Source organism: Aeromonas sp. (genome assembly GCF_050633025.1).
In the GTDB taxonomy this organism is placed as follows: domain Bacteria; phylum Pseudomonadota; class Gammaproteobacteria; order Enterobacterales; family Aeromonadaceae; genus Aeromonas.
In genome coordinates this window covers 1-9,947 of record NZ_JBODRQ010000122.1, presented here as the reverse complement: position 1 = coordinate 9,947, position 9,947 = coordinate 1, and the positions used below count along the sequence as shown (strand labels likewise).

11 protein-coding genes are annotated in these 9,947 nt (G+C 54.7%); all 11 read left to right on the top strand.

The features are described from left to right. Positions 1-852: 852 nt before the first annotated feature. The 11 genes from ACRAUW_RS14420 to ybgF all read left to right on the top strand — a co-directional run bounded on the left by ACRAUW_RS14420 (position 853) and on the right by ybgF (position 9,718). Complete coding sequence (locus tag ACRAUW_RS14420) at positions 853-2,409, top strand: cytochrome ubiquinol oxidase subunit I (RefSeq protein WP_431362828.1); 1,557 nt, start codon at positions 853-855, stop codon at positions 2,407-2,409. A gap of 11 nt (positions 2,410-2,420) precedes the next feature. Continuing rightward, the gene (gene cydB / locus ACRAUW_RS14415) at positions 2,421-3,557 is read left to right on the top strand and encodes a cytochrome d ubiquinol oxidase subunit II (RefSeq protein ID WP_431362827.1); all 1,137 of its coding nucleotides are present in this window, start codon (positions 2,421-2,423) and stop codon (positions 3,555-3,557) included. A gap of 14 nt (positions 3,558-3,571) precedes the next feature. Continuing rightward, positions 3,572-3,688, top strand: a complete 117-nt coding sequence (gene cydX / locus ACRAUW_RS14410; protein ID WP_005304933.1) for a cytochrome bd-I oxidase subunit CydX — start codon at positions 3,572-3,574, stop codon at positions 3,686-3,688. Further along, positions 3,675-3,986 (top strand): cyd operon YbgE family protein, encoded by a 312-nt coding sequence (locus ACRAUW_RS14405; protein WP_041202810.1) that lies wholly within the window; start codon positions 3,675-3,677, stop codon positions 3,984-3,986. Before cydX ends, ACRAUW_RS14405 begins: the two co-directional genes overlap by 14 nt. Before the next feature lie 105 nt (positions 3,987-4,091). Beyond that, positions 4,092-4,499, top strand: coding sequence for a tol-pal system-associated acyl-CoA thioesterase (gene ybgC, locus ACRAUW_RS14400; RefSeq protein WP_431362826.1), 408 nt, complete (start codon positions 4,092-4,094; stop codon positions 4,497-4,499). Then, positions 4,489-5,178 carry a protein TolQ gene (tolQ, locus tag ACRAUW_RS14395; RefSeq protein ID WP_005335735.1) on the top strand — a complete coding sequence of 230 codons (690 nt, stop codon included), beginning with the start codon at positions 4,489-4,491 and terminating at the stop codon, positions 5,176-5,178. Before ybgC ends, tolQ begins: the two co-directional genes overlap by 11 nt. Continuing rightward, on the top strand, positions 5,178-5,624 hold the full coding sequence (tolR, locus tag ACRAUW_RS14390; protein WP_005335733.1) for a protein TolR: 447 nt from the start codon (positions 5,178-5,180) through the stop codon (positions 5,622-5,624). The genes tolQ and tolR overlap by 1 nt, the downstream gene beginning before the upstream one ends. 5 nt (positions 5,625-5,629) lie before the next feature. Continuing rightward, positions 5,630-6,763, top strand: a complete 1,134-nt coding sequence (gene tolA, locus ACRAUW_RS14385; RefSeq protein WP_431362825.1) for a cell envelope integrity protein TolA — start codon at positions 5,630-5,632, stop codon at positions 6,761-6,763. Between the two features lie 93 nt (positions 6,764-6,856). After that, entirely contained in the window at positions 6,857-8,182 is a 1,326-nt protein-coding gene (gene tolB, locus ACRAUW_RS14380) for a Tol-Pal system beta propeller repeat protein TolB (protein ID WP_431362824.1), read from the top strand. 49 nt (positions 8,183-8,231) lie between these two features. Then, positions 8,232-8,756 carry a peptidoglycan-associated lipoprotein Pal gene (gene pal / locus ACRAUW_RS14375; RefSeq protein ID WP_005304908.1) on the top strand — a complete coding sequence of 175 codons (525 nt, stop codon included), beginning with the start codon at positions 8,232-8,234 and terminating at the stop codon, positions 8,754-8,756. A gap of 158 nt (positions 8,757-8,914) precedes the next feature. Then, positions 8,915-9,718, top strand: a complete 804-nt coding sequence (ybgF, locus tag ACRAUW_RS14370; RefSeq protein ID WP_431362823.1) for a tol-pal system protein YbgF — start codon at positions 8,915-8,917, stop codon at positions 9,716-9,718. Positions 9,719-9,947 lie beyond the last annotated feature (229 nt).

Here is a 9,947-nt window from a genome sequence, read left to right as displayed (position 1 = left end):
GGGCAAAGACAATTCAGGATGGATGTTCACAGACAGTGAGTGCGTCTGGACACAGACCGGAAAATAAACAGGTGAGCCGTCGCGAGCTCTCAGAGTCGGTTCAGTTGATAGAGCTGAACAAAGGAAAGCTTGTAGTAACGGATGGTTTTAGCAACAAACTTTTTCATCTTCGATTCCAATAGACAGGTTCAAATTGATCGTCGAATACGTACCGTGAACCCGGATTAACCGGCCTGTATCCAAGGGTATGCCCTCACTGCGAGGCGCATTGTAGGAGTTCGAATCGACCCCGGCAAACAAGAAAAATTGCACCGTTCAAATTAGTTTATCTAATGTATTTGTTGGTGAGATTGGTTCGCGTGAGTATGCATTCTTTGCAGTTTTAAATTGAGTTTTTGAAGCCGATTGTCTGACTCGGATAACATGGAAAAAGGCGCGTCATCCTCGCTTTTAAAATTCAACGGGGTGGTTGGGGGCTAATTTATTAAATTGATTTAAATCAACATGTTATATCTTGCTGTATTTTGTGATCTGGCTCGCGTAAATAAGTGTAAAACAGACTAAAGATGGCTTTGAAAACCATCTATTGCAAATCCTTTTACATTGATTTCAATCAAATAAAGGGATATAAAAACCCGGTCATCATGGGCGAGAATAAATTTAGGCTGATTGTTTTGAAGTTGTTAAACATTAGCTTTATTTGTGTTCTTGTATTGCCTTGTTGTTAATGTCAGTGGTTGCTGAACGCGTTTTGTTGTGACACGTCCCAATAAGGCTCATTCGCTAACCTCCAACGGAAGCTTTGTGCTTAAAACTTAAAATAGCCGTGCCAATAATCGGTGAGGAAACATCATGATTGCTGAGCATGTGGTAGACCTATCGCGGTTCCAGTTCGCTGCGACGGCCCTTTATCACTTTTTGTTTGTACCCTTGACGCTGGGAATGGCCTTCATCCTGGCGATCATGGAATCCGTCTATGTGATGACCAACAACACCATCTACCGGGACATGACCAAATTCTGGGGTAAGTTGTTTGGTATTAACTTTGCCTTGGGGGTCACCACAGGTCTGGCTATGGAGTTCCAGTTCGGGACGAACTGGGCTTACTACTCCCATTATGTCGGCGATATCTTCGGGGCCCCGCTGGCTATCGAAGGGCTGATGGCCTTCTTCCTGGAGTCCACCTTCGTCGGTATGTTCTTCTTTGGTTGGGATCGTCTGAGCAAGCATCAGCATCTGGCTGCCACCTGGTTGATGGCGCTGGGTACCAACCTCTCCGCCCTCTGGATCCTGGTCGCCAACGGCTGGATGCAGAACCCGGTCGGTGCCGAGTTCAACTTCGAATCCATGCGGATGGAGATGATGAGCTTCGCTGACGTGGTGCTTAACCCGGTTGCTCAGGTCAAGTTCGTCCACACTGTGGCGGCTGGTTATACCTGTGGCGCCATGTTTGTGCTGGGTATCTCCTCTTACTACCTGCTGAAGAATCGTGATGTGGCGTTTGCCCGTCGCTCCTTCGCCATTGCCGCCGCGTTCGGTATGGCTTCCATCGTGTCCGTGCTGATCCTCGGCGATGAATCCGGTTACGAGACCGGTGAAGTGCAGAAGGTGAAACTGGCCGCTATCGAAGCCGAGTGGGAGACTGAACCTGCTCCGGCCGCTTTTACCCTGTTCGGTATTCCGAATCAGGAAGAGATGCGCACCGACTACGCCATCAAGATCCCCTATGCGCTGGGCATTATCGCGACCCGCTCTCTGGACGGTCAGGTCACCGGTCTCAAGGATCTGAAGAGCGAGCACGAACTGCGCGTGCGCAACGGTATGACCGCTTACGACCTGCTGACCAAGCTGCAATCCGGTGACAAGTCTGACGAGACCCGCGCTCGTTTCGATGAAGTGAAGCAGGATCTGGGCTACGGTCTGCTGCTCAAGCGCTACACCAGCAACGTGACCGATGCCACTGACGAGCAGATCAAGGCCGCTGTGGATGACTCCATCCCGCAGGTTCTGCCGCTGTTCTTCGCCTTCCGTATCATGGTTGCCACCGGCATGCTGATGCTGGTGCTGATTGGTATGGCCTTCTATGACAGTGCCCGTCACCAGATCGGCCAGCGCAAGTGGCTGCTCAAGGCGCTGCTGTGGGGTATCCCGCTGCCGTGGATCGCCATCGAAGCGGGCTGGTTTGTTGCTGAGTATGGTCGTCAACCGTGGACCATTGCAGAGGTGTTGCCGACTTCCCTGTCAGCATCCAACTTGCCTGCAGCCGAGATCTGGTTCTCTCTAATCGGTATCTGCCTGTTCTATACCGTACTTCTGGTTATCGAGATGTACCTGATGTTCAAGTATGCCCGTCTTGGCCCCAGCAGCCTGAAGACTGGCAAGTATCACTTTGAACAGCTCAAGGCATAAGGAGAGCGACCATGTTTGATTACGAAACTCTGCGTGTCATCTGGTGGGCTCTGGTCGGCGTACTGCTGATCGGTTTTGCCATCACTGACGGCTTCGACATGGGGGTAGGCGCACTGCTCCCGTTCGTCGGCAAGAAAGATGTCGAGCGCCGCGTGATGCTCAACACCATGGGGCCGCACTGGGAAGGTAACCAGGTGTGGCTGGTCACTGCCGGTGGTGCCTTGTTCGCCGCTTGGCCGATGGTGTATGCCGCGACCTTCTCCGGCTTCTACATCGCCATGATCCTGACCCTGATGGCGCTGTTCCTGCGTCCGGTCGGTTTCAAATACCGCTCCCTGCGTGCTGATGCCAAATGGCGCAGCAACTGGGACTGGGCTTTGTTCGCCGGTAGCGCCGTACCACCCATCGTCTTTGGCGTGGCATTCGGCAACCTGCTGCAAGGTGTTCCGTTCGAGTTTAACCAGTTCATGATGTTGACCTATCACGGCAACTTCTTTGGCCTACTGAACCCGTTCGGCATTCTGGCTGGGCTGGTGAGCCTGTTCATGCTGCTTACCCAGGGCGCAACCTGGTTGATGATGAAGACCGACGGTGAAGTGCTGGCTCGTTCCCGCACTGCCGCCATGATCTGCTCACTGGTGACCTTGGTGCTGTTTGCTGCCGCGGGTTGGTGGGTAAGCGGTATGGAAGGGTATGTCATCGTCAAGGCCGCCGCGACCGACGCGGTATCCAACCCGATGAACAAGGAAGTTGTCCTGCAGGCTGGTGCCTGGATGAACAACTACACCCTCTATCCGTGGATGGTGGCTGCTCCTGTGCTGGGTCTGGCCATGAGCCTGCTGACTGCGCTGTTTGCCCGCATGAATATCGGTTGGCTGGCGTTTACCTGCTCCTCGCTGGCGATTGCCGGGGTCATCCTCACTGCCGGTTTCTCCATGTTCCCGTTCGTGATGCCCTCAAGCCTTGAGCCATCACTGAGCCTGACCATGTGGGATGCGACCGCCTCTTTCAACACCTTGCAGGTGATGACTGTGGCAGCAGCAGTCTTCGTACCGATTGTGCTGGGTTACACCCTCTGGACTTACATCAAGATGTTTGGCCGGGTAACCAACAAGCACATCGAAGATAACCAACAATCTCTCTATTAAGAGGTGCGCTGACAATGTGGTATTTCACCTGGATCCTGGGGCTGTTGCTGGCCTGTGCATTTGGCATCATCAATGCGCTGTGGCTGGAGCACACCGAGAACATGGATCGTCAGATCGATGAAAACAAGTGATCGACTCGCCAGGCTGGCCGCTCCACTGGAGCGACAGCCGTGGCAGGGGTTGATGTTACTCGCGGCGGCCTTGTTGGCCGTCGCTATTTTACAGGCCCCCAATCTGATCGCGGCCAACACCAGTGAGCATGGTCTCTGGCTTGCTCCCTGGCTGATGTGGGCCGTTTGTTGTGGTGTACTTAACGGGCTTGGCTTCCATCTGAAAAGCCTGCCCGGACGTGTGCTGTTCAACCCCTGGCTCGCCTGGCCCAGTTTGTTGTATGGCCTCTGGCTGACACATTCATATTTCCTTTCATAAAAAACGGGGGGAGGCAGGATTTCCCTGTCTCCTCCTGCTTCTTTCCTATTCAGCCCTGCGCTATGATAGCCCCCCATCTGACTGTCGAATGGATCACAGATTGTTATGGGGGAAGTCTTTGAGTTTCCGGTGCGAGTCTACTACGAAGACACCGACGCCGGGGGCATCGTCTACAACGCCAATTATCTCAAGTTTATGGAACGTGCTCGCACCGAGCTTCTTCGTGCCAAAGGGGTCGAGCAGGACGTCTGGCTGCAGGAGGGATATGCCCTGGTGGTGAGTCGAACTGAGATCGATTTCCGCTCGGCGGCCCGTTTTAATGAACTTTTGAATGTATTAACGCAAGTGACTGAAGTGAAACGCGCATCCCTGCGCTTTTCGCAGCAGATCCTGGCAGCGGATGGCCGACTGATCACTCGGGCAATGGTACAGATAGCCTGTGTCAGTCATCCGCAAATGAAACCTGTCGCTTTACCTGAAAAAATCAAGGGAGTGCTGTTAAGTGCACGCTGAAATTTCGTTTATTGGCCTGTTTTGGCAAGCCAGCCTGTTGGTGAAACTGGTCATGATGACCCTGATGAGCATGTCTATTGTCTCCTGGGCGCTGATTATCCAGCGCTCCAAGGCGATCAAGGCGGCCAATCTCGCATCGGAACAGTTTGAAGACAGATTCTGGTCAGGGGTTGATCTCAATCGCCTCTATCAGGAGTCCTCTTCCCGCCGCGATGATATCGAAGGCATGGAAGATATCTTCTACTCCGGTTTCAAGGAGTATGCCCGCTTGCTCAAGGCCGGTGCCCGTGGTCAGGATGCGGTGATGGATGGTACCTACCGCGCCATGCGTGTTTCCCTTTCCCGCGCGGTGGATGATCTGGAATCCAATCTGCCGGTGCTGGCGACCATCGGCTCCATCAGCCCCTATATCGGTCTGTTCGGTACCGTATGGGGGATCATGAACGCCTTTATCGCCCTGGGTCAGGTGCAGCAGGCGACCCTGCAGATGGTGGCACCGGGTATCGCGGAAGCGCTGATCGCCACCGCCATGGGTCTGTTTGCCGCTATCCCGGCGGTTATCTTCTACAACCGCTTCTCCAACAAGGTCGAGCGGCTGGAGAACGCCTACGCCAACTTCATGGACGAGTTCACTACCATTCTGAACCGTCAAATTGCACAGCAGCAGGGTGATCAGTAATGCAAACCTATCAGCGGATCCGGCGCAAAAAGGTGGCCGAGATCAACGTGGTTCCCTATATCGACGTCATGCTGGTGCTGCTTATCATCTTTATGGCGGTCACGCCGGTGATCACGCAAGGGGTCAAGGTGGATCTGCCACAGGCTGAGTCCGAGCAGTTGCCGGAAGATGCCAAGCCGCCCTTCATCGTCAGCGTCAATACCGAAGGCGAGTATGTCATCAAAGCTGGCGAAGCCGATGACGAGCCGGTGCCAAGCGGCACGCCAGAGGCGATGCAGCAATACATCACCGAAAAAGCCATGGGCTATCTGGCGATCAACCAGAATGCCCCCGTGGTGGTCGCGGGTGACAAGGCCGTGCGCTACGAAGAGGTGATCCTGTTGATGGTGGCCCTCAAGAATGCGGGTGTGCCTCAGGTTGGCCTGATGACAGATCCGGTGAACTAACGGAGATGGATGTGAAGCGTGGTATTTCCGGTTATCTCATCGCGTCGTTTCTGCTGCACCTGATCATCGGCATCATCCTGTTTGTCGGGTTCGATTTCAGCAAACCGAAACGACCCGAATCGAAGGGGCAGATCGTCAATGCCGTCATGCTCGATGAGAACTTCCTCAACGAACAGGCCAAGCAGATCCAGCAGCAGAAATCTCAGCCCAAGCCTCAAAAGGTAGAGAAAGAGAAGGATAAGGAAGACACGGATCTCGCCAAGCGCGAGCTGGCTCAGAAACAGGAGCAGCTTCGCATCGCCGAGACCAAGCGCAAGCAGGCCGAAGAGGCAACGCGCAAGGCCGAGGCCGAGAAGCAGAAGAAGGTTGCCGAGCAGAAGCAGGCGGAAGAGAAGGCCCAAAAAGCCGAGGAAGCCCGCAAGCTGGAAGAGCAGAAGACCAAGAAGGCCGAAGCCGAGCGTAAAGCGGCGGAAGCCGAGAGCAAGGCGTTGGCGCTGAAGAAGAAAAAGGAACAAGAGAAGAAAGAGGCCGAAGAGAAAGCCAAGGCGGCAGAAGCCAAGGCCAAGAAAGCGGAAGCTGATAAGAAGGCCAAAGCCGAAGCCGAGAAGAAAGCCAAGGCAGAAGCAGAGAAAAAAGCCAAAGCCGAGGCCGAGAAGAAGGCCAAGGAAGAGGCTGAGAAAAAGGCAAAAGCTGACGCAGAGAAGAAAGCCAAGGCAGAGGCCGACAAGCAGGCCAAGATCGCGGCTGAGCGCAAGCGTAAAGCCGCCGAGCAGGCCAAGCTGCAAAAAGAGATGGAAGAGATGATGCAGCAGCAGCTGTCGGCTGAGGCCAATGCCCGCAGTCAGGCCGCATCGGCAGCAGCCCAGGGCGAAGTCGACAAATATGCAGCCCTCATCACGGCCACGATCACTCGCTATATGATTTTGGATCCCACCATGCGGGGCAAAACTTGTAAGATCGGCGTGAAATTGGCCAGCACGGGTTTCGTCATCTCGGTGGACAGCGGCCAGGGCGATCCGGCGGTCTGTCGTTCCGGCAAGGCGGCGGTATTGAAGGCGAATCAGCTGCCGGTGCCCAAGGATCCTGCTGTATTTGAGCAGATGAAAGAGCTTAGCGTTACATTAGCTCCCGAAGTCTAGGCGTGGTAAAACGGGGTCATTGACCTAGGTTGGCAGGGTCTGCTGATAAAGGAATTAAACCTCTCATTTTTATTGGAACCGAGTATTTAAGCCATGATCAGAAAAGTATTATTTGCTTTGGTTGGCTGTTTGTTGCTGGGCCAGAGTGCCCAGGCGGCCCTGGACATCGTCATCACCGGCGGTATTGATAGCGCACGCCCCATCGCCGTCGCCCCCTTCAAGTGGGAAGGCAACGGGCAGTTGCCGCAGGACATCGCGGAAGTGGTCTCCAACGACCTGATGCGCAGCGGCAAGTTCAAGCCGCTGGCCCGTGGCCAGATGCCGCAGACCCCGAGCAGCAGCAGCGAGATCAACTTCGCTCCCTGGGCCTCCCAAGGGGTTGAGGCCGTGGTGGTGGGTTCCATTGCGGCAGTCGGTGACGGCACCTACAAGATCAACTTCGAGCTGGTCGATGTGCTGAAAGGCCAGCTGGCCAAGGCGCAAGGTGGCGAGAGCAACGGTTACATCCTGGATAGTCGCATGGCAACCATCCCGGGAGCCCAGATGCGCCAGTTTGCCCACCGCATCTCAGATATCGTTTATGAGCGTCTGACAGGCGAGCGCGGTGCCTTCCTGACCCGTCTGGCTTACGTCTCCGTCCAGCAGGGCACCCAGTTCCCGTACCAGTTGCGGATCGCCGACTATGACGGTTACAACGAGAAGACCTTGCTGCGCTCCCGTGAGCCGCTGATGTCCCCAGCCTGGTCGCCGGATGGCAGCAAGCTGGCCTACGTGAGTTTCGAGAACCAGAAATCCGAAATCTACGTGCAGGATATCTACACCCAGCAGCGCAGCCTGATCACCAGTTTCCGCGGTATCAACGGGGCGCCGGAGTGGTCTCCGGATGGTCGTCGTCTGGCTATCGTTCTCTCCAAAGATGGTTCACCGAACCTCTATGTGGTTGATGTCGCTAGCAAGCAGCTGACCCGCGTCACAACCAGCCGGGTGATCGACACCGAACCCTCCTGGATGCCGGATGGGCAAAATTTGTTGTTCACCTCTGAACGTGGTGGCAAACCCCAGATTTATAGCGTAAATTTGGCGACTGGTATGACTCGCCGGATGACTTGGGAAGGTGAATCCAACCAGGGTGCATCCATCACTCCTGATGGCAAAATCATGGTGATGGTGACCCGTGTTCAGGGACAGTATCGTATTGCCCGTCAGGACATGGAAAACAATGCCCTGTTGGTCCTTACCCAGAGTGCTCTGGATGAGTCGCCAAGTGTGGCTCCCAATGGCAGCATGATCATTTATGCCACCATCTATCAGGGTCGTAAGAGTCTTGCGTTGGTGTCGACTGATGGTCGCTTCAAGGCTGTGCTTCCGACCAGTAGCGGTGAAATTCGTGCACCAGCTTGGTCGCCCTTCTTGAATTGATAAAAATCCGATTGTTTTTTGTTTTGTTATAAAGGTTTAAGGAAATAGCATGCAACTCAATAAACTGCTCAAGGGTTTGGCCATCGCACTGCCACTGTTCACCCTGGCCGCTTGTAGCTCTTCTTCTGATTCCGATGCCGCTGGCGCCGAATCAGGCATGACTGACGGCATGGGCGGTGTACAAACCGGCGGCGCCAACGGCATGTTGTCCCCGGAAGAGCAGATGCGTCAGAAGTTCGAAGCACTGCAGCGTGACAACGTGATCTACTTCCCGTTCGACGGTTACGATATCCAGGGTCAGTACGCTGATCTGCTGGATGCCCACGCCAGCTACCTGCGCGAGCGCCCGAGCGTGAAAGTCCTGATCGAAGGTCACGCCGATGAGCGCGGTACTCCGGAGTACAACATCGCCCTGGGCGAGCGTCGTGCCAAGGCTGTTGCCAAGTATCTGCAAACCCTGGGTGTGCAGGCCGAGCAGCTCTCTATCGTCAGCTATGGCGAAGAGAAGCCGCTGGACATGTCCCACACCGAGGATGCCTTTGCCAAAAACCGCCGCGCGGTTCTGGTTTACTAAGGTTTAAACCGAACGAAGTTCGTTTATCTGCAAGCGGCCATTTCGATGGCCGTTTTATTTGCACTAAACGCCAAGGTTTGATCCGAATGAAATCTGCATATGCGAGCGACGATGGCGCTGGCCGTTTTATCTGTACTAAACGCTAAGGTTTGATCCGAATGAAATCTGTGTACAAGCAAGCTGTCGTTGCGCTGGCCGTCTTGGTTGCTCTGAATGCGCAAGCTGCGGCACCGGTCAGCGATCTGGGCGGTGACTCAAGTGGTGGGGTTGTCCTTAGCGGCAACAACGGCGCCATCGTGCCCACCGGTAGCCTGGAAGATCGGGTTGCCCTGCTGGAGCGCACCCTCAATGCTCGCCTACGGCTGCAAGCTGAGTTGCAGCAACAGGTCGACTCCCTGCAAGGGGAGGTTTCCGAGCTGCGTGGGCAGCTGGAGCAGCAGACCTACCAGATGGAACAGTCGCAAGAGCGCCAGCGTCAGCTCTATCAGGAGCTCGACAAGGTTGCCAGCAGCCAGCAGGCAGCTCCAGCCGCCGCGGCCCCTGCTGCTGCCGCTACACCGGCTGCCGCAGCCAATTACTCAACCAATCAGGATGAGAATCAGGCCTACGATGCAGCAGTCAACATGGTGCTTAAAGAGAAGAGCTACGACAAAGCCATTCCGGCTTTCCAGGGCTTCATCAAGCAGTACCCCAATTCGGGCTATGTTCCCAATGCACACTACTGGCTCGGCCAGTTGCTGTTCAACAAGGGTGACAGAGCCGGTGCCTCGGCCCAGTTTTCGACCGTGGCCAACAAATACAGCAAATCCCCCAAGCGAGCCGATGCGCTGCTGAAGCTGGGTATGCTGGCGCAGCTGGATGGCAAGAAGGCGGAAGCCAAATCCTTCTATGAGCAGGTGATCAAGGGCTATCCCAACACTTCGCCGGCCCAGTTGGCCAAACAGAGTCTGGCCAAGCTGTAACATTGCTGTATGTCACTGTTTTCGTAACGCTACTGTAAAAATAGCCTGCATTTGTACGCACAGTGAGCAAACGGATTTAAATTACGAATTTTCTGTTGCACCGGAAATTTAAATCCGTAATATAGGCCGCCGTCAGAGCCGAAGCAGTAATGCAGTCGGAACTGGTCGTGGTGAGGGTCGTTAGCTCAGTCGGTAGAGCAGTTGACTTTTAATCAATTGGTCGCTGGTT